Raw genomic sequence first — 18,267 nt, forward strand, 5'->3', positions numbered from 1 at the left:
CCTGGCCAGAAGGAGGCAATATCAATATGATGCACGGCGACAGCAGGGTGATGGTGGTGGTGTGTTTGGAGACAGCCAGTTTACCAGCACCCTGTCTGTCAACTTCCACTTCCCCAAGATCCCGCGAAGAACCTTTTTTTATGGGCACAAATGCTTAACAAAGCGGTGGTGGCGGCCTAACATGGCGGGATGTTTTTCTAGACGGGACAACAGGATATGTCTGGGTTGAAAAAGGATCTCGGGCTCTGGCAGGGGATGGGGCTGCTCGCCACCTCCCTGCTCGGTACCGGGATCTTCGTGGTACCGGCCACCGCCGCCTCGCTGGCGGGAGGGGCGTCGCTGTGGGCCTGGTTGCTGCTGATTGCCCTGGTGCTGCCCATCGCCTTTACCTTCGCCCGCCTCGGGCGGCGTTATCCCCACGCGGGTGGCGCGCCCCATCTGATTGGCCTCGCCTTTGGCAACGGCGCCGAGCGCTTCTCCGCTTTCCTGTTTCTGGCGGTGCTGCCGGTGGGCCTGCCTGCCGCCCTCACCATCGCCGCCGGTTTCTGGCACGCCCTGTTCGACATGGGGGAGTGGACCCTCTGGGGCATCCAGCTGCTCACCCTGCTCGGGGTCTTTCTGCTGGGGCTGCGGGGAGCGCGCTCCTCCGGCAACCTGCAACTGCTGATCGCCCTGGCCATTCTGGGGCTCACCCTGCTTATCTGGGTCAAGGGGGATCTCAGCTGGCGCGATGCCGCCCAGCCTCTGCCAACGGCGAGCGAATGGCCCGCCATGGGCTCGGCGCTGGCGGTGATGTTCTGGTGTTTCGTGGGGCTCGAGGCCTTCGCCCACATGGGGGAGGAGTTCAAGCGGCCAGAGCGGGACTACCCCCTTGCCCTGCTGGGGGGCGTGCTGCTGGCGGGGCTCATCTACTGGGTGCACTCGCTGGTGGTGCTCAAATATGACCTCTACGGGGACGAGGCGACCAATGCCACCGCCATTCCGGCCCTGCTCTCCCTGTTGTTCGGCCCCACCGCCAAGTGGCTGGTGGCGGTGCTGGGCTATCTCTCCTGCTTCGCCAGCATCAACATCTACCTGCAAGGTTTTGCGCGCCTTATCTGGAGCATGGCGCGGGAGGGCAAACTGCCGGTCTCCCTCTCTCGCCTCTCGGCCCGGGGCGCTCCCCTGCATGCCCTTGCCTGGGTGCTCGCCATCTGTTTCGTCTCCATCACCCTGATCCTCTGGCTGCGTCTGCCCCTCGATGCGCTGATCCGCTACGCCAACGGCAACTTCGTGCTGGTCTATCTGCTCTGCATGGCGGCCGGCTGGCGCTTGTTGTCGGGGACCGGCAAGGGGCTGGCGGGCCTCAGCGTGCTGCTCTGCACCCTGGTGCTGCTGGCCCTCGCTACCCAGGTGCTCTATGCCGTCGTGCTGAGCTTGGGGTATGGCGGCTTCTCCCTGTGGCGGCGCAGACGCCGCCGCTCGGCGTCCGATGAGGGTGTCTGCGCCATCAAGTAACTCCCGAAAAAAAGCCCCGCAGTGCGGGGCTTGTTGTTGCGGGTCACAGGCTGGCGGGCAGGTCGCTGCGCAAGATGGCGTAGTGGCGCAGGGAGATGAAGCCATCCCCCTTGCGCTCGCACTCACGCGCCGTGCCCTCGTAGTGAAAACCGGCCCGCTCCAGCAGGCGGGCGGAGGGGAGGTTGGGCTCCTCCACCACCGCCAGCAGCCGGTGCAGGTCGGTGGTGCGGTAAGTGAGCGGGAGCCAGAGTTGCAGCGCCGCGCTCATCACCCCCTTGCCCCAGTGTTCGGGATAGAGCCAGTAGCCCAGCTCGGCACACCGGTGAGTCGGGTCGGCATCGTTGTAGCCGATGGCCCCCAGCGGCTCGCCCGTGTGCCGGTCGCGAATGAGGTGCCAGGCGCCACGGCCGGTACGGGTCAGCTCGGCATACCAATCCATCTGTGCCCGGCATGCCGCCAGGCTGTCGTAGCTGACGCCGTAGTAGGCGACGACCCGGGGATCGGAGAGGCCGCGATAGATGTGAGGCAGGTCGGTGTCGGTGACGGGATCCAGCCTGATGTGGGGTGGTGCTGATGTCATGATGACTCCTTGCGGCCAGCCGTGGCTGGCCGCGTGTGTTGCGTCATAAGAGATGGATGAGCCGGGCTGGCGTCAGGCAAACCCGAGCCGCTCGGCAAGGCGCGCCAGCTCGTCACGCCACTGCTGCTGCAGGCGCGGGGTCTGGTGCCTGGGCTTGCGGGCCAGATCGGCGGCGAGCAGGGCATCGAGCTCATACCAGCGCGCCAGCAGCGCCTCTTCGTCATCCCCCGTGGCGGCCGCGGTCTGCGGGTCACCTGATCGAGCCGGGCTGCCCGCCTGCGGCAAGGGGGCATCGCCCAGCAGCTCGGCATAGGCCCGCTCGGCACTGTGGGCCTCCTGGATGCGCCCGTCCTGTATCAGCCAGAAGCGGTTGCAACTGCGCTCGATCAGCTCCCGGTCGTGGGAGACCAGCAGCACGCCCCCGGGGAAGGCCGCAATGGCGTCGGCCAGCTCCTCCTTGCCCGCCAGATCCAGGTGATTGGTGGGTTCGTCGAGCCAGAGCATGTGGTGGCTGCCGAGGGACAGGGCGAGGAACAGCAACCGTGCCCGCTCGCCCCCGCTCAGGGTGTGCACCTGCTGGCCGTGGCGGGCATAGGGGAAGCCCGCCCGGATCAGCGCCTGTCGCCGCGTCACCTCAGGCAGAGGGGCCAGGGGGTACAGCGCGTCGCTCAGGGTGGCGTCGTCAGCCAGCTGCTGCAGGGACTGATCGTAATAGGCGATGCTGGCGCCGGGGTGGCAGTACCAGCCCGCCTGCGGACTCTGCATGGTCAGTTCGCGCCAGCACTGGCGCAGCAGGGAGGACTTGCCGGTGCCGTTGGCACCGAGTAGGGCAACCCTGTCCCCCGCTCGCAGCCAGAGCCCCTCGGCACGCAGCAGCGGCGGCAGTGCCGGTGCCGGCGATACGTCGAGGGCCTCCAGTCGCAGCAGGGTGTCGGCAGGCAGGCTCACTCCGCGCAGCTCGAGCCGCCAGGGGGCCAGCGCCGCCACCTGGCTCTGCTCCTCCTGCAGGCGGGCGATGCGCTTTTCCATGGACTTGGCCTGGCGCACCAGCTTCTCGTTGTCATGCTCCCGCCCCCAGATGGCGAGGCGCTTGCTGCTGGCGCTCAGGCGGTCTATCTCCTTTTGCTCATCCGCCCGGCGCAGGCGGGCCTGCTCATCCTCGGCAGCCAGCGCCGCCCTGGCCTGGCTGCAGGGCAGGGCGAAGCGGTGCAACTGGCCATCTCGCAGGATCAGGGTCTGATCCGTGACGCGGTCCAGCAGGCGAGCGTCGTGGGAGACCAGCACGAAGGCGCCGCGCCAGCCCAGCAGAAACTGCTCGAGCCAGAGCAGGGCGGGCAAGTCCAGGTGGTTGCTGGGCTCATCGAGCAGCAGCAGGTTGGGTTGGCGCAGCAGGGCGCGGCCTATCTGCAGCCGGCTGTGCTGGCCACCGCTCAGTGCACTGACCTGCAATGTGGCCTGGGCCTCCAGCTGCAGTTCGGCCAGCAGCTTGTCCACCTGCCATTCGGCGGCGGGGTCGTTGCCGAGCGCATCCAGCAGCACGGCGCGGGTGCTGAGGGTGGAAAGCCCGGCGGGCAGTTGCTGGGCCACGAACTCGCAGCGGCAGGCGGCGGCCTGCACGACCCGGCCGGCCTGGGGCGTGCGCTCGCCCGCCAGCAGCGCGAGCAATGTGCTCTTGCCGCAGCCGTTGGCGCCAATCAGGCCGAGTCGGTCGCCTGCGCGAATGCCGAGTTCGAGGTGATCAAATAAGGGAAGGTGCCCCGCACTCATCTGCAGGGAATGGGTACTCATCAGGGTTGTCATGCTCTTGCTCTCTTAAATCGCGGGATAGGAAATCCCTGTCATCAGGAGCGCTGGCGACAACGGTAGAGTCGAGAAAGGTCTCGGTATGGAAGGGAGTCGGCTTTGCTCGAACCCGCTATCGCAGCGCGATGGTATGCAGGCAAGAGCACTTGAATGTGCCGAACAGGCGAGCCGAGAACATCGGACACGCTTGGATAACCATTTTTTACCTCCTTGTGTTTCGTTATGGCAGGGTGCGGCGATTATAGGCACAGAAAAAAACAGTCGTCCATCCGCCCTGTGGGGGGCCGTGGGCACCGCATCGGGAGGTGCGGGGTAAAAAACGCCCCGTGATACGGGGCGTGGGGGGTCAGTCGCGGGGGGTCTTGAGGGCCTCAATCACATCGTCACTGGGGGCCAGTCCCTCCACGTGGTTGAAGCTCTCCAGCCCCTCCTGGGGATTGATGGTGAGGGCGTCGGCGCTCAGGTAGCTGCCGCTGCCGGCGCTCTCCACCACGACGATGACTTCAGGCTGCTTGTCGCCGTTGAGATCCAGCAACTTGATCTCCTTGATGCTGCCATCGCGCGGCAGCACCTTGCCGTCGATGAACTGATCCAGCGGAAACTGGGGGTTGGCACCGGAGTAGAGGCGCACGTCGTAGCTGCCGGTGGAGGCGGGCTCGCCGCGCCCTTCGCTGACGGTCACCACCTGGCCGGAGGGGAGCGTCAGCTGCTTGAAGAAGCCATCCGCCGCCTGGCTGGCGAGGGGCAGGGTGAGCAGGCCGAGAGTAAGGAATAAGGCTTTCATGGAGAGGACCCTTGTTGCTGCTTATGTGTCTGTGACGGGCAGGGGACGCTTCCCTGCCACGTCGGAAGCGGGCAGGGGGCCGCTGGTCGGCCGCCCCCTGCCCGGGTTGTCATCACCATATCTTGACCCGTTTGGCCGGGTCCAGATAGAGCTTGTCGCCGGGCTGGATCTTGAACGCCTCGTAGAAGGCGGGGATGTTCGGTACCACGCCGTTGACCCGGTATTCCGGCGGCGAGTGGGGATCCGAGGCGAGCAGCATCTGCATCAGCTCGGGGCGATACATGCCCTTCCACACCTGGGCCCAGCCGAGGAAGAAGCGCTGCTCGCCGGTAAAACCGTCCAGCACCGGGGCCTCCTTGCCATCCAGGGAGAGCAGGTAGGCCTTGTGGGCGATGGTGAGGCCGCCGAGATCGCCGATGTTCTCCCCCAGGGTGAACTGGCCGTTGACGTACTGGCCCTTGATGGGCTCGAAGCGGTTGTACTGGGCCACCAGCCGGCTGGTGCGAAAGCGAAACTCCTTGAGATCCGCCGGCGTCCACCAGTCGCGCATCACGCCGTCACCGTCGGATTTGGCCCCCTGATCATCAAAACCGTGGCCCATCTCGTGGCCGATCACCCCGCCGATGGCGCCGTAGTTGACCGCATCGTCCGCCGTCATGTCGAAGAAGGGGGGCTGCAAAATGGCGGCCGGGAAGACGATCTCGTTGTTGCTCGGGTTGTAGTAGGCGTTCACCGTCTGGGGCGACATGTGCCACTCGTCCCGATCGACCGGCTTGCCGAGGCGCGCCAGGTTGTCAGCGTATTCGAAGGCGCGGGCCCGCTGCAGGTTGCCCACCAGATCGTCGGGGCGAATGGTGATGGCGCTGTAGTCCTTCCACTTGTCCGGGTAGCCTATCTTGGGTCTGAACTTGGCGAGCTTCTCGAGGGCCTGGGTCTTGGTGGCCGGGGACATCCAGTCCAGCTCCTGGATGCTCTGGCCGTAGGCGGTGCGCAGGTTCTCCACCAGCTGCTCCATACGGGCCTTGGCCGCAGGCGGGAAGTAGCGCTCGACATAGAGCTTGCCCACCGCCTCCCCAAGATTGTTGTCCAGTACCCCGAGGGCCCGCTCCCAGGGGGCGCGCTGCTTGGGCGTGCCGCTAAGAGCGGTGCCGAAGAAGGCAAAATTCTGGGCATCGGTCTGGCTGTCGAGGTAGGGGGCGTAATCGGTGATGAGCTGCCACTTGAGGTAGGCCTGCCAGTCAGCGACCGGGGTCTGCTGCATCACCTCGTTCAGGGCCGAGAGGTAGGTGGGCTGGCCGATGACCAGGCTCTGTTGCCCCGCAAGGCCGGCCTGGGCCAGGTAGGCGTCCCAGTCGATGGCGGGGGCGAGGCGCCCCAGCTCGCTCACCGGGCCCTTGTTGTAGTTCTTCTCTCTGTCTCGCAGGGCCACGTTGTCCCACTGGATCTGGGCGAGCCTGGTCTCGAGGGCCAGGATGCGTTTCGCCTTGCCCTGGGCATCCGTCTCACCGAAGCGGGCCAGCATGGCGGCGATGTGTTGCTCGTACTTGTGCAGCAGCGCCTGGCTGTTGGGGTCGCGCTTGAGGTAGTAGTCCCGATCCGGCAGGCCGAGGCCGGCCTGGTAGAGGTAGACGGCATAGCTGTCAGGGGCCTTGGCGTCGGCGTCAATCCAGAAACCGAAGGGGGAGCCGCCACCGGTGCGGGCGCTCTGGGCGAAGGCGCGGGCGAGATCCTGCGGCGTGCTGATCTGCTCTATCTCGCTCAGCATCGGCAGCAGGGGCGTGGTGCCCTTGGCGTTGCGGGCGGCCTGATCCAGATAGCTCTGGTAGAGGTCGTGGATCTGCTGGGCCGGGGTGCCGGTGGCGGCTTTGCCATCCAGCCCCTCCACCAGCACTCGCACGTCCGCCAGGGATTTGTCCCGCAGCAGGTAGAAGGCGCCGTCGGCGGGCCTGTCATCGGGGATCTTGGCCGTGGCGAGCCAGTGGCCGTTCACGTAGCGGAAGAAGTCGTCACCAGGCTTGACGCTGGTGTCCATGTTGGCCAGCGCAAGGCCGGAGTGTTTGTCCGGTTGGCTCGGTGCCTGACTGCAACCGGCCAGCAGGGCCAGCCCGACGAGGGTGGCCAGGATGTGTTTCTTGTTGTTCATTATGGTTTTATTCCAATTCGGGTTATATGGCTTCCTTGCCCACGCAGGGAGCGATTCACTCTAAGCAGCCGGGTTAGCGCTTGATAAGCCCGACTCTGCTAAGATCGGCCTGGTCGTATTGGGGAAGCCTATGATTTCTCGTATTTATTCTCGTTTTTGTCAGACCCTGCCCGCGCCGGAAGGTTCCCGCGGTCTGCTGGTGGCTTTCAGCGGCGGGCTCGACTCCACCGTCTTGCTGGTGCTGGCGGCCCGTTTTGCCCGCGCCCACGGCCTCGCCCTGAACGCCCTGCACGTTCATCATGGCCTGAGCCCACATGCCGACGACTGGGTGGCTCACTGCGAAGGGGTGTGCCGGCAACTGGCGGTGCCCCTCATCGTGGAGCGGGTGCAGCTCTGTCGGGGCAACGGGGAGAGCCTGGAGGCCCAGGCGCGGGCGGCGCGTTATGAGCGACTCGCCGCCCACCTGGGGGAAGGGGAGTGGCTGCTCACCGCTCACCATCAGGACGATCAGCTGGAGACCCTGCTGCTGGCGCTCAAGCGGGGGGCCGGTCTGCGCGGGCTGGCGGGCATGGTGGCGAGCCAGCCTTTTGCCGCAGGCCATCTGTTGCGCCCCTTGCTCGACATGAGCCGGGCCGAGCTGGCGCAAGCCGCGCAGTCACTTCCTTATGGCTGGGTTGAGGATGAGAGCAACGAGGACCCGAGCTATGACCGCAACTTCCTGCGCCAGCAGATCATCCCCCTGCTCAAGGACCGCTGGCCCGCCATGGCCCGGACGACGGCGCGCACCATGGCCTTGTGCGCCGAGCAGGAGGCGCTCATCGGCGAGCTGGCCGAGGCGGACTGGCAGGCGGTGGGGGAGGGAGAAGGGCTGCGCATTGACGGACTCCTCTCCCTCTCCCCCGTGCGGCGTAACAACCTGCTGCGCCACTGGATCCGCCGCCAGGGGGGGGAGATGCCCTCCCGCGAGCTGCTGGGCCTGCTGTGGCAGGAGGTGGCGCTGGCGCGCGATGACGCCAACCCCAGGCTGAGCTTGCAAGGGTTGGCGTGCCGCCGCTATCAGGGGCGCCTGTACCTGGTGGCGCCGGATCTCGCCCCCCGCGAGGAGGTGCTGCCCATCGGGATGGAAGAGACGCTCACCCTGCCGGACGGGCTCGGGCAGTTCAGGCTCTGGAGAACGGATGGCGAAGGGTTGCGGACACCGAGGGGGGACGAGCCGCTCTCGGTGCGTTTTCAGGTCGCCCCCGGCGTCATGCTGAAACCGGTGGGGCGGGTGGGCAGCCGGCGGCTCAAGAAGCTGCTGCAAGAGTACGGGGTGCCCTCCTGGCAGCGGGGGCGCATTCCCATCCTCTACTACGGTGAACAGGTGGCACTGGTGGCCGGGCTCTTTGTCTGCGACGGATTTCTGGCGCCAGAAGAGGGGGTGGCGTGGGAGTGGCGGCCCCCGTCCCCCAGGATACGAATTGACATCGCAGAGTGACAGGGGGCCGGGAGGTGAAGGGTGATGCCCTATTCGGGCAGGCCGGAGCCCCCGGCTTTCTTGCGGGCGTAGAGATGGGTATCGGCCGTCTCGTAGAGGCGCTGCACATCCATGCCCGACTGCCAGCTGGCGGCTCCCAGGCTGCACCCCACAGAGAAGGTGCTGAGCTCCTTGTGGCTGTGGAGCACATGTTGCAACCGCAGCCAGACCGGGCGCCAGGCCTCGGGGTCCGCGGGCTGCAGCAGCAGGGCAAACTCGTCACCGCCGAGGCGAAACGCCTGATCCGTCCCGCGAATGCACCCCTGCAGCAACTGGGCGAAGCGGCTTAGCACCAGGTCGCCCACCGGGTGGCCCCAGGTGTCATTGACCTGCTTGAATCTGTCGAGATCCAGCAGCACCAACACCAGGCCGTGGGGTTCCCGGCTGTGTTGCTCCACCGCCCGGCCGATGGCCTCATCGAAGTAGGCGCGATTGCCAAGCCCGGTCAGGTGGTCGAGCCGCACCTGCTGTTCCAGCCGATCCAGCCGCAGATAGAGGGGCAGGGGGAGACTGAACAGCTGATGATATTGCTCAAGCAACCGCCTCTGGCCGTCGCTCAGGGGGTGCTCCAGCTCGTAGTGCAACTGGCCGAGCAACTGCTCGTGTCGTCCCCGCAGCTCGAAGCGATAGGCATGCAGGGTCAGCCTGGCCTGGGGCGGGTGCGAGATGAGAGGATGGGGCTGGCCACAGTCGAACTGGAGCGAGTGGATCCGGACAATGTTTGCCACCCGCTCGGCAAAGATTGCCAGCAGGGCGTCAAGATCCCGTTGCCCCAGCAACTGCTCTATCTGCTGATAGCGGTCCTGCCCGGTCAAGGGCGCAAGCCGCTCCATCTGCTGTACCCACTGCTCTATGCCATGTCCGAAGCCGTTCAATGACGATGTGTTTTCCACGTTACAGCCCTTACACCTCTCCATTCATTGCGCAGGCTCTTGCAAGCCCTGTGCCTAAAATATGTCCGATGAAAAACAAGGGGGCTGGCTAGGCTTAACGGGATGAAACGTGAGGGGAAATCCCTGCCGCTGAGCGAGTGCCGTGCCATATGGGGAGCGGGCGCTGTACTTGCTGTGTCAGGGAAGAGGGCGCCGGGCAGATGAAGGAGAGGGATGGGTGTACGCCGATGTGTTGATCCTGCTGATCTTCGCCGTTGTGCTGGTGGCCATTTTCCGGCGCCTCGGCCAGCCGGTGATCCTTGCCTATCTGTTTGCCGGCATGCTGCTCGGCCCCCATGGCGTGGCCATCGTCACGGGTCAGGCCATGATGCAGACCATAGGAGAGCTTGGCATTGTGTTCCTGATGTTCTCCCTCGGGCTCGAGTTCTCCCTGCCGCGTCTGCTCGCCATGCGCAAGCTGGTGTTGGGGGTCGGCAGCCTGCAGGTGCTGCTCACCTCACTGCTGTTTTTCGGGCTCGGCTGGTGGTGGGGGCTGAGCCTGGCCCAGGCGCTGGTGGTATCAGGCACCCTGGCGCTCTCCTCCACCGCCGTGGTGATCAAGCAGCTCGGCGAGCTCAAGCAGCTCCATACCCGGCGAGCCCAGCTCGGGGTGAGCGTGCTGCTGTTCCAGGATCTCGCCGTGGTGCCCCTGCTGGTGATGATCCCCATCCTGGCCCAGCCCGAGGTGCAGGGCAGCGCCCTGCTGGCGGAGGTCGCCTGGGCCTCCCTCAAGGGGTTGTTTGCGCTATCCGTGCTGCTGGCGGTGGGGAAGTGGCTGCTGCCCATGCTGTTTTTCGAGGTGGCGCGCGCACGTTCAGACGAACTCTTCGTACTGAGTGCCCTGCTGGTGGCATTGCTGGCGGCCTCCCTGACCCAGTGGATGGGGCTCTCCATGGCGCTCGGTGCCTTTCTGGCGGGCATGATGCTGGGGGAGTCCCACTATCGTCATCAGCTCGAAGTGGACATCAAGCCGTTTCGCGACGTGTTGATGGGGCTCTTCTTCATTACCATCGGCATGACCATGGACTGGGCGCTGGTGGCGGGCGCCTGGTGGCAGGTGCTGGCCTGTGTGACGGGGCTAATCCTGTGCAAGTCGCTGCTCATATTGCTGGCGGGCCGTCTGATGGGGGAGCGCAAGCGCGACGCCATGGCCGCTGGCATCATGTTGAGCCAGGTCGGGGAGTTCGGTTTTGTGCTGCTGGCGCTGGCGAGTCATCACGGCTTGCTGGATCACCAGCTGGTCTCTCTGCTCATCGGCATCGGTGTCATCTCCATCGCCCTCACCCCCTGGCTGGTGTTGCGGGCGCTGGGGCTTGCCCACTCCCTCACCGACAGTGCCCTGCTCTCTCGCGCCGAGGTGGCCCAGTCGGGCCTGAGCAAACACCAGCACGTCATCATCGCCGGGTTCGGACGCACCGGCCAAACCTGTGCCCGCTTTCTCAAGCTCGAAGAGATACCTTTCCTGGCCCTGGATCTCGATCCCGAGCGGGTGAGTGAGGCGAAGCTCGCGGGGGAGCAGGTGGCGTTCGGCGATGCCAGCCGGCGCGACATCCTGCTGGCGGCCGGTCTGTTGCGGGCGCGGCTGGTGATCATCACCTTCGACGATCGCAAGCGGGTCGATGCCATGCTGACGCTGATCCGGGAGCTGGCGGGGGAGATCAAGGTGCTGGTACGTACCCGGGATGACAGTTTCCTTGAACACTACAAGCAGGCCGGCGCCTTCGAGGTGATCCCCGAATCCCAGGAGGGAGCCCTGATGCTGGTCTCCCACCTGCTGCTCAACTGCGACATTCCCATCGGCCGGGTGATCCGGCGCATGGAGCACGAGCGCAGCAGCCAGTATCGCTTTTTGCACGGTTTCTACTGGGGCGGCAAGAGTGCGGGCAATCTGGAGACGGATCAACTGCTCGAGCGGCTGCATCCCGTGCTGCTGCACGACCAGGCCTGGGCGGTGGGACACAGGGTGCGGGATCTCGCCCTGGGAGAGGTGCGCATCAAGGCGATTCATCGCGGGGAGCGCAGCCTGGATCCCAGGCGCGAGCTGGTGCTGGCGGCGGGAGATACCCTGGTGCTCTTCGGCACGGCCGTGGCCATGGAACAGGCGGAGCAGCGCCTGCTGGAGGGACGCTAGGATCTCCTTGCCATGGGATAAGGCCCCTCAGGCCTCTTCGCGAAACTGCTGCTGCCTCCCGCTGCCCGGCAGGTCGAGGAAGGCCTCGATGCGCTGGCGGTGCTCCAGCGCGTCCTGGTATCCCAGCTTGATGAGCCGCTGGCAATAGCCGGGGTCAAACATCAGGAAGCTGGCCAGGCTGCTGCTCTCTTCGCCGTTGACCCCGAGCACTCGCAGCAGACGGCGCAGCTGGGTCGGCAACCGTGGGAGGTAATCGAGGGCGATGAGGTCGAGATCCTGGCTGGGGCGGATCACGCAGGTCTCCACCTGGCGCAGTTTCAGTCGACTGCGCTCCCGTGCCGGAATAAGGGAAAGGGTCTGGTTGATGCGCCCGAGCCGCTCCAGATCCGAATTAAGGGTGTCGGAGAAGACGGTGTTGAGCAGATGGCTCGCGATGTTGGAGCTGGTCAGGTGCCCCTGGCGGGGAGTCGGGTTCTCCCTGTGAGGGGAGTCCAGGGTCACCAGCAGGATCCGCTCCGCCCCCAGGTGGATGGCGGGGCTGAGCGGGCTCAGCTGGTGGATGGAGCCATCCCCGTAGACGCGATCGCCGATGGGGGTGGCGGGAAAGACAAAGGGCAGCGCCGACGAGGCCAGCAGATGATCCGAGGTGAGCAGGGTACGCAGGCCACGTCGTCTGGCGCGCTCCCAGGGCTGATGTTCGGCCCGCCCCTGGAAGAAGGTGGTGGAGAGGCCGTCATCGTAGTCGGAGGCCGTGATGGCGATGGCCTCCAGGCTGCCGTAGAGGATGTTGTCATCGATGCGGTGATAGTCGATGAGCTGATCCAGCAGACGGCGCAGGGGGGCGTTGTCAAACAGGTGAAAGGCTCGGTTGCTCTGGGGGGTGATGAGGCCGGCCGAGCCCTGATAGAGGGTGCGCCACAGCAGCTGGCAAGGGTGGAAGTCGAAGATGTGGTGGGTCTCGAATCGTCGCCAGACCCACTCCAGCTTGCGCACCCCCAGGTGGAAGCAGGAGGCGTAGCACGCCAGCGCCGTGATGTTGAGAGCCCCCGCCGAGGTGCCGCACAAAATGGGGAAGGGGATGCCGATGTTGCGGGGGTAGAGTTCGGCCACCGCCTTGAGTACGCCGACCTGATAGGCGGCGCGGGCACCACCACCAGTCAGCAGAAGAGCAGTATTGGGTCTGGCCATGAGGGTGCGCCTTATCGTGATCGCCAGGGCGGGTTGCCACCGCGCAATTCAACTATAAGACGTTGTATACCGGATAAAAATGGGCCGCACGCTCAATTTTTGCGGCCCGTTTCCTTTTCAGTTTGCCAAGGGCGTCTGGCTCAGTTGATCGAAGGCGGCGAAGGCTGGAGGGCTTGCCAGAATACGGCCATGGCCGAGCCCCCGGGTGCTCACCAGCCGGGTGCGGCCATCCTGGGCCGCGCGCAGGGAGTCCCGGTGGGGGGCGAAGCGGTCTTCCTCATCGTGAACGATGAGGGTGGCGCCGCTGCGCCGGGCTAGCCGGCCAAGGGGGTCAACCGTGCTGAGCGGGTGCTGGTATTCGTGTTCTATCTCCTTGACCACCGCATCGAACAGCCGGATGGAGTAGCCGGAGCGCGCCACCATGCCGTAGAGCTGGGGCACGTAGTCGAGCACCGGGGAGATGAGCAGCAGCGGCAACGCATCCATGGCAGGGTGACGGCTGCTGAGGGTGACGGCGCCCCCCATGCTGTGGGTGACGACGCCCTGGACGGGGCCGACCCGCTCGAGGATCTCGTCGAAAGCGCGCACGAAGCGGGGCAGGTGGCCCCTGTTCCCTTCACTCCGGCCGTGGGCGGGGTGATCGTAGGCGAGGGCCGTATAGCCCTGGGCGGCGATATGGCTCATCAGCGGATAGAACTGGCTGGCACTGCCTGACCAGCCGTGCATCAGCAGCCAGACCGGCCCCTGCCCGAGCCGGTAGCTCATCAGGGTCCCTTCACTGGTGTGGATGGCCTGCTCGACCAGGCCGGCCGGGGCTGCGACGTCCCGGGTCGCCCGCTGCGGGGTGAGCAGCAGCTTGCTGGCGGTGCGCTTGGCGTGGGTGGGCGCGAGCACGTGATGCAGGCGGGTGCCGAGGCCCAGCAGCAACTTGCTCGGGCTGAAGCGGCGTGTGTTGAAATAGATCTTGCTGCTCATGGTCATCCTGTGTCTTTTGTGTGCGAACGGTCGTGCTTTTTTGCGGGTTTTTAAAAAGAAGAGCCCGTCGGGTCAGCGCCAGCTGGCCAGCAATTGTTCCACCTCGGGCCAGAAGTGGCGGGCCGGATCCTCGCTGAGCCCCAGGGCATGGAACACCTGATCCCCGAGATAGAGGCCATAGAGACGATAGACGGCGCGCCAGGGATCGAGATCGCTGCGCCACTCCCCTCTGGTCTGCCCCTGCACTACCTGGCGTGCCAGGTAGTCGAGCCAGAAACGGACCAGCTCGCGTGCCGCCTGCTGGACCTCACCCTCCTGGGCGGAGGTCCAGGCATCGAGGAACATGCAGCGGCCGGCAAAACTCTGGTTCCAGGCCAGCCAGGCCTGCAACAGGGCGAGCAGTTTCTCCTGCTGGGTGGCGTGCCCCTGTTGGCGCACCGGCTGGATCACCCGCTCACGAAATACCTCGGCGGAATAGGTGAGCACGGCGATTTGGAGGTTGTCGCGGGACTGGAAGTGGGCGAATAGACCGCTTTTTGACATCTCGCAGGCCGTTGCGAGGGAGCCTATGGTGAGGCTCTCCAGCCCCTGCTGGCTCGCCTGCTCGAATGCAGTCTGCAAAATGGTGTCGCGGGTCAGACGTCCCTTGCTCATCCGGCTCTCCTCTCTCTGGGCTGGCAGCATAAAGTACGACCGTGCTAATTGTCGAGCCGCAAATGGTGCAGGGAGGCCGTTTCCGGCTGCCGCGGGGTGCCAGAGAGTCTGTTGGAGGGGGGCTGGCTCGATACAAGCCAGCCGGGGACGAGCTCAGTCGTCCTTGATGCCCATTTGCTGCAGGGCGATGACTGCCTGGGTGCGGTGCTTGACCCCAAGTTTGCGGAAGGCGGAGTGATATGGGCTCTGATGGTGACAAGGTGCTCAACTGTCCTTGATATCCATCTGCTGGAGGGCGATGACCGCCTGGGTGCGGTGCTTGACCCCGAGTTTGCGGAAGGCGGAGTGATATGGGCTCTGATGGTGGCAAGGGGCTCAACTGTCCTTGATATCCATCTGCTGGAGGGCGATGACCGCCTGGGTGCGGTTCTTGACCCCGAGTTTGCGGAAAATCGCGGTGATATGGGCCTTGATGGTCGCCTCGGAGACGTTGAGCTCCCAGGCGATCTGTTTGTTGAGGCTGCCATCCCGCAACATGATGAGCACCTTGTATTGCTGGGGGGTGAGGCTGGCCAGCTTGGTGGCGAAATCGGGCCCTTCGCCGGGCTCGGGATGGAGGGAGATGCCTTCCGGCACCCAGTTGTCCCCCCCGATCACCGTATTGAGGGCGCTGACCAGCTCTTTCATGGGGACGGACTTGGGAATGAAGCCGAGCGCGCCCAGGCGCAGCACCTGCTGGATGATGGCGGGATCCTCGGAGGCCGAGACCACGACGATGGGGAGATCCGGGTGATGTCCGCGCAGATAGGCCAGCCCCTCGAAGCCGTTGGCCCCCGGCATCTTGAGATCCAGCAGCAGCAGGTCGACGTCGGGATGTTCGTCGAGCAGGTGGCTCAGGCTGTCGATGGAGTCAGCCTCCAGCAATCTGGCGTCGTCGATGGCCATGTGCACCGCTTGATAGAGGGCGCCCCGAAACAGGGGGTGGTCATCTGCGATGACGATGGTAAATTGGCTGTCCATAGCTCACATTGTTGCTAACTGATTGTTTTGAAAAATCAAACTAGCACTGCTACCCAAGTGGGTCAAACCCGCCAGTACGCAAATGTGAGGTGGTCATCGGATGTCGTGCCACGGGGCCGGCGGGATGGCCAGTAAACAACCCATGCAGGAGGCAATCGATGGGATCCCTGGTTTTGACGGTGGGCACGGGCTCCACCTGGGCAATGAGAACGGCGCTGGTGCTTGCCATGAGCGGGCTCAAGTGGCAGGAGCAGGTCTTCGATCTGGAAGATGCCAAGGAGCTGCAACGGCTCAAGCGCACGGCCCCCGCCGGCCTGGTGCCCTGGCTCGACGACGGTGAGCTGCGTATTCACGACTCTCTGGCCATCGCCGAATATATCCACGAGTGTTGCCCGGAGCGCCACCTTTATCCGGTGGACAAGGCCGAACGGGCCCTGGCCCGCAGCCTGTGCGCCGAGCTGCACGCCGGTTTTCGTCAGATCCGCACCCTGCTGCCCTTCTTCCTGGGGGCGCCCACCCAGAGTGAACCGCCGGTGGAGGTCATCGACGAGCTGGCCCGGTTGCAGACTCTCTGGTCCCAGGCGCGGGGGCCCTTCTATTTCGACGAGGCGAGCATTCTGGATGCCTTCTATGCGGTGATGGCCTATCGACTGGCAAGCTATGGCATTTCGCTGCCCGGTCAGGCTGGCGCCTATCAGCAGGCTTTGCTGGCCTGGCCCCTGTGGCAGGAAACCCTGCTCAGGGCGAGGTTGCAGTGGCCAAAGGCGGCCCGCCAGTCTGATTGATGCGGGCGTCGGCAAGACAAAAAAGGGGAGCCATCGGCTCCCCTTTTTATTCAGGCTAGGTCGCTATTTCTGCCGACCCGCGAAGACCACGACCACTTTGTCTTCTCCTTTCTCCCGCACGAAGCCATAGGGGACATCGGAAATCTTCTTGTGGCTGCCCGCCGCGATGGCAGGGTGGGCGGCACGGAACTGGCCGAGCCGTTGCCAGTGCTTGACCAGCTCCGCCTTCTCGCCACTCGCCAGCTCCTGCCAGTTCATGTCCGAGCGCACGCTCTGATCGAACACGCCGCCATCCTTGGCCAGCCCCCGGCCGGACTCGTCGCCATAGTAGATCTGGATGCCCCCCGGCAGCAGCATGAAGCTGTTGGCCACCCGCCGTTGCAGCGCCACGTCCTGGTAGTCGCCGAAGAAGAGCTTGGTGTCGTGGGAGCTGATGTAGCTCAGCACGTTGAACTCGGGATCCTGGTTGATGCGGCTGGCATAGCTCGCATAGGTGGGCTCTGCCCCCGCCATGCACTGGGCCTGGGGCAGGGCGAATTCACGCTGGTAGTCGAAGTTGATCAGGGAATCGAAGCCGTGCTGGTACCAGAAGTCCTTGGCGACCCCGTGATCCCACACCTCGCCCACCATGTAGAAGGGAAGGTCATCGAGGGCCTTGCCCGGGTTGGCGGCCTTCCACTCCTTGAGCGCGTCGGTGCCCGCCTGCTTGAGCCTGGCCCAGACCGCGGGCTCCAGGTGCTTGACGGTGTCGGCACGGAAGCCGTCGATGCCGAAGCGGCGCACCCAGTCGGTGTGCCAGGCAATGAGGTAATCGCTCACGGTGGCGTTGGGCAGGGCCTTGGCCCTGGTGTCTTTTTTGGCAGCGAGCAGCGGTGGCAGCCCCACCGATCTGGTGGATTCGGTCAGGAAGTCCGGCAGTCCCGCCACCGAGCCGGTGACGTCGTCGGTGCCGGGTTGCGGGTAGCCGGGCAGGCCGGCCCGCACCCAGTCAGGGCCCCACCACTTGTCCCAGTGGGATGACTGGTAGTCGATGAACTGGTTGTAGCCATGCCAGTTGAGGCCGCCGCTCGGGCGCCATTCATTCCAGCGACTCGGCAGCTTGCCGGTGTTCTGGGTGAGATCGGTGAGCCCCAGATCCTGCAAGTCGGCGAGGGTGGCGTAGCCTGCGTGGTTCATCACCACGTCGAGGATGATCCGCATGCCGCGCTTGTGGGCCTCGTCCACCAGGGTTTTCAGGCTCTCTTCGTCGCCGTAGTTGGGATCTATCTTGGTGAAGTCGAGCGCCCAGTAGCCGTGGTAGGCGTAGAAGGGGAAGTTCCCCTGTTCGCCACCGCCGATGAAGCCGTGGACCTGTTCCACCATGGGGGTGATCCAGATGGCGTTGATGCCGAGTTGCTTGATGTAGTCGAGCTTCTCGGTCAGCCCCTTGAAGTCACCGCCATGCCAGGTGGCCACTTCGTCCTGACCATCCTTCTGACGACCGAAGCTGTGATCATTGGCGGGATCGCCGTTGTGGAAGCGGTCGGTCAGCAGAAAATAGACGCTCGCCTGATCCCAGCTGAAGGGAGCAGGCTTGGCGGCCTTGACCGGCTCGAGCAGCAGCAGGCCGCCGCTCTCCTTGCTCGGTGTCAGGGTGATCTTGCCGCCTTTGACCACGGCTTCCTGTCCCGAGTAGGCATCCCGCAACCGTGTGCCGTCGGGCCAGACGCCCTTGAGTGATGTCGTGACCGGGCCGCCATCCCAGCTGATGCAGGGCTCTTCCGGGGGCTGGCGTTTGAACTCGCTCTTTTTGGTTGCCCGCAACACCTTGAGGCTGGGGGTATCGGGGTTGAAGGTGAACTCGTAGTCCCCCGCCAGCATCACCCTCAGATTGAAGTCTGTCCCCTTGCTGCACTTGTCCATGGGCTGGGCGGTGCCGAAGGGAAGGGGCCTGGCCTCGGTTGGCCCGAAGCTGGTGCCGCAGCTGTTGCCCGCATCGCTGATGCGGATCTGGTGGCTACCCTTGTCCAGTCTGTGGGTCAGGGTGACGGTGCCCTTGTCCAGCGTCAGCGCCTCGGCCACCGGTTTGCCATCCACATGGAGATAGACCTCGGGGGCGGCCATCGCCTGACCGATGAACAGCGGTGTGGCGAGCACGGCCAGCCACAGGGGTGATGGGCGAAGAGCGGGGCGCGAAGAGAGACGCATAAGCCATTCCTTGAGCAGAGTGTGAGGAGCAGGATCCGTTGAGGCACTCATTCTAGGGCGCGCTGGGGCAGG

General features: G+C 65.0%; 14 protein-coding genes and 1 pseudogene. 4 read left to right on the top strand and 11 right to left on the bottom strand.

The window, feature by feature from the left end:
* The first annotated feature begins 216 nt into the window (after positions 1–216).
* The gene (gene yjeH, locus MUW49_RS07850) at positions 217–1,497 is read left to right on the top strand and encodes an L-methionine/branched-chain amino acid transporter (protein WP_041211297.1); all 1,281 of its coding nucleotides are present in this window, start codon (positions 217–219) and stop codon (positions 1,495–1,497) included.
* A 43-nt stretch (positions 1,498–1,540) separates the two neighbouring features.
* Here the strand turns inward: yjeH and MUW49_RS07855 are convergent, their stop codons facing one another.
* The 4 genes from MUW49_RS07855 to MUW49_RS07870 all read right to left on the bottom strand — a co-directional run bounded on the left by MUW49_RS07855 (position 1,541) and on the right by MUW49_RS07870 (position 6,807).
* Positions 1,541–2,077 (bottom strand): GNAT family N-acetyltransferase, encoded by a 537-nt coding sequence (locus MUW49_RS07855; RefSeq protein WP_113069825.1) that lies wholly within the window; start codon positions 2,075–2,077, stop codon positions 1,541–1,543.
* A 72-nt stretch (positions 2,078–2,149) separates the two neighbouring features.
* Complete coding sequence (locus MUW49_RS07860; protein ID WP_244812585.1) at positions 2,150–3,877, bottom strand: ABC-F family ATP-binding cassette domain-containing protein; 1,728 nt, start codon at positions 3,875–3,877, stop codon at positions 2,150–2,152.
* 349 nt (positions 3,878–4,226) lie between these two features.
* Positions 4,227–4,664, bottom strand: a complete 438-nt coding sequence (locus MUW49_RS07865; protein ID WP_010673427.1) for a PliI family lysozyme inhibitor of I-type lysozyme — start codon at positions 4,662–4,664, stop codon at positions 4,227–4,229.
* A gap of 112 nt (positions 4,665–4,776) precedes the next feature.
* Positions 4,777–6,807: a M13 family metallopeptidase gene (locus tag MUW49_RS07870; protein ID WP_128342575.1), complete on the bottom strand. Its 2,031-nt coding sequence runs from the start codon at positions 6,805–6,807 to the stop codon at positions 4,777–4,779.
* 130 nt (positions 6,808–6,937) lie between these two features.
* Here MUW49_RS07870 and tilS point away from each other — a divergent pair, with 130 nt between their 5' ends.
* Entirely contained in the window at positions 6,938–8,284 is a 1,347-nt protein-coding gene (tilS, locus tag MUW49_RS07875; protein WP_200164399.1) for a tRNA lysidine(34) synthetase TilS, read from the top strand.
* Between the two features lie 29 nt (positions 8,285–8,313).
* Here the strand turns inward: tilS and MUW49_RS07880 are convergent, their stop codons facing one another.
* A complete protein-coding gene (locus MUW49_RS07880; protein ID WP_244812586.1) occupies positions 8,314–9,240 on the bottom strand; it encodes a GGDEF domain-containing protein in 927 nt (308 codons plus the stop codon).
* A gap of 193 nt (positions 9,241–9,433) precedes the next feature.
* Between MUW49_RS07880 and MUW49_RS07885 the strand changes: the two genes are divergently transcribed.
* Positions 9,434–11,386 (top strand): monovalent cation:proton antiporter family protein, encoded by a 1,953-nt coding sequence (locus tag MUW49_RS07885; protein ID WP_041211304.1) that lies wholly within the window; start codon positions 9,434–9,436, stop codon positions 11,384–11,386.
* A gap of 27 nt (positions 11,387–11,413) precedes the next feature.
* Here the strand turns inward: MUW49_RS07885 and MUW49_RS07890 are convergent, their stop codons facing one another.
* The 5 genes and pseudogenes from MUW49_RS07890 to MUW49_RS07905 form a co-directional block, all read right to left on the bottom strand.
* Complete coding sequence (locus MUW49_RS07890) at positions 11,414–12,574, bottom strand: patatin-like phospholipase family protein (protein ID WP_151028453.1); 1,161 nt, start codon at positions 12,572–12,574, stop codon at positions 11,414–11,416.
* A gap of 117 nt (positions 12,575–12,691) precedes the next feature.
* Positions 12,692–13,549, bottom strand: a complete 858-nt coding sequence (locus MUW49_RS07895; RefSeq protein ID WP_244812587.1) for an alpha/beta fold hydrolase — start codon at positions 13,547–13,549, stop codon at positions 12,692–12,694.
* A 72-nt stretch (positions 13,550–13,621) separates the two neighbouring features.
* Positions 13,622–14,203: a helix-turn-helix domain-containing protein gene (locus tag MUW49_RS07900; RefSeq protein WP_048208163.1), complete on the bottom strand. Its 582-nt coding sequence runs from the start codon at positions 14,201–14,203 to the stop codon at positions 13,622–13,624.
* Positions 14,204–14,467: 264 nt separating this feature from the next.
* A pseudogene (locus MUW49_RS22055) lies at positions 14,468–14,548 on the bottom strand (DNA-binding response regulator); the annotation flags it as partial.
* Positions 14,549–14,578: 30 nt separating this feature from the next.
* Positions 14,579–15,223, bottom strand: coding sequence for a response regulator transcription factor (locus MUW49_RS07905; RefSeq protein ID WP_041214700.1), 645 nt, complete (start codon positions 15,221–15,223; stop codon positions 14,579–14,581).
* A gap of 158 nt (positions 15,224–15,381) precedes the next feature.
* Between MUW49_RS07905 and MUW49_RS07910 the strand changes: the two genes are divergently transcribed.
* Complete coding sequence (locus MUW49_RS07910) at positions 15,382–16,008, top strand: glutathione S-transferase (protein WP_049636285.1); 627 nt, start codon at positions 15,382–15,384, stop codon at positions 16,006–16,008.
* A 63-nt stretch (positions 16,009–16,071) separates the two neighbouring features.
* Here MUW49_RS07910 and MUW49_RS07915 read toward each other — a convergent pair whose 3' ends face one another.
* Positions 16,072–18,195, bottom strand: coding sequence for an alpha-amylase (locus MUW49_RS07915; RefSeq protein WP_053288148.1), 2,124 nt, complete (start codon positions 18,193–18,195; stop codon positions 16,072–16,074).
* Between the last annotated feature and the right edge of the window lie 72 nt (positions 18,196–18,267).

Origin of the sequence: Aeromonas sp. LsrichE-8G (assembly GCF_022869435.1) — a bacterium.
Classification (GTDB): Bacteria; Pseudomonadota; Gammaproteobacteria; order Enterobacterales; family Aeromonadaceae; genus Aeromonas; species Aeromonas caviae.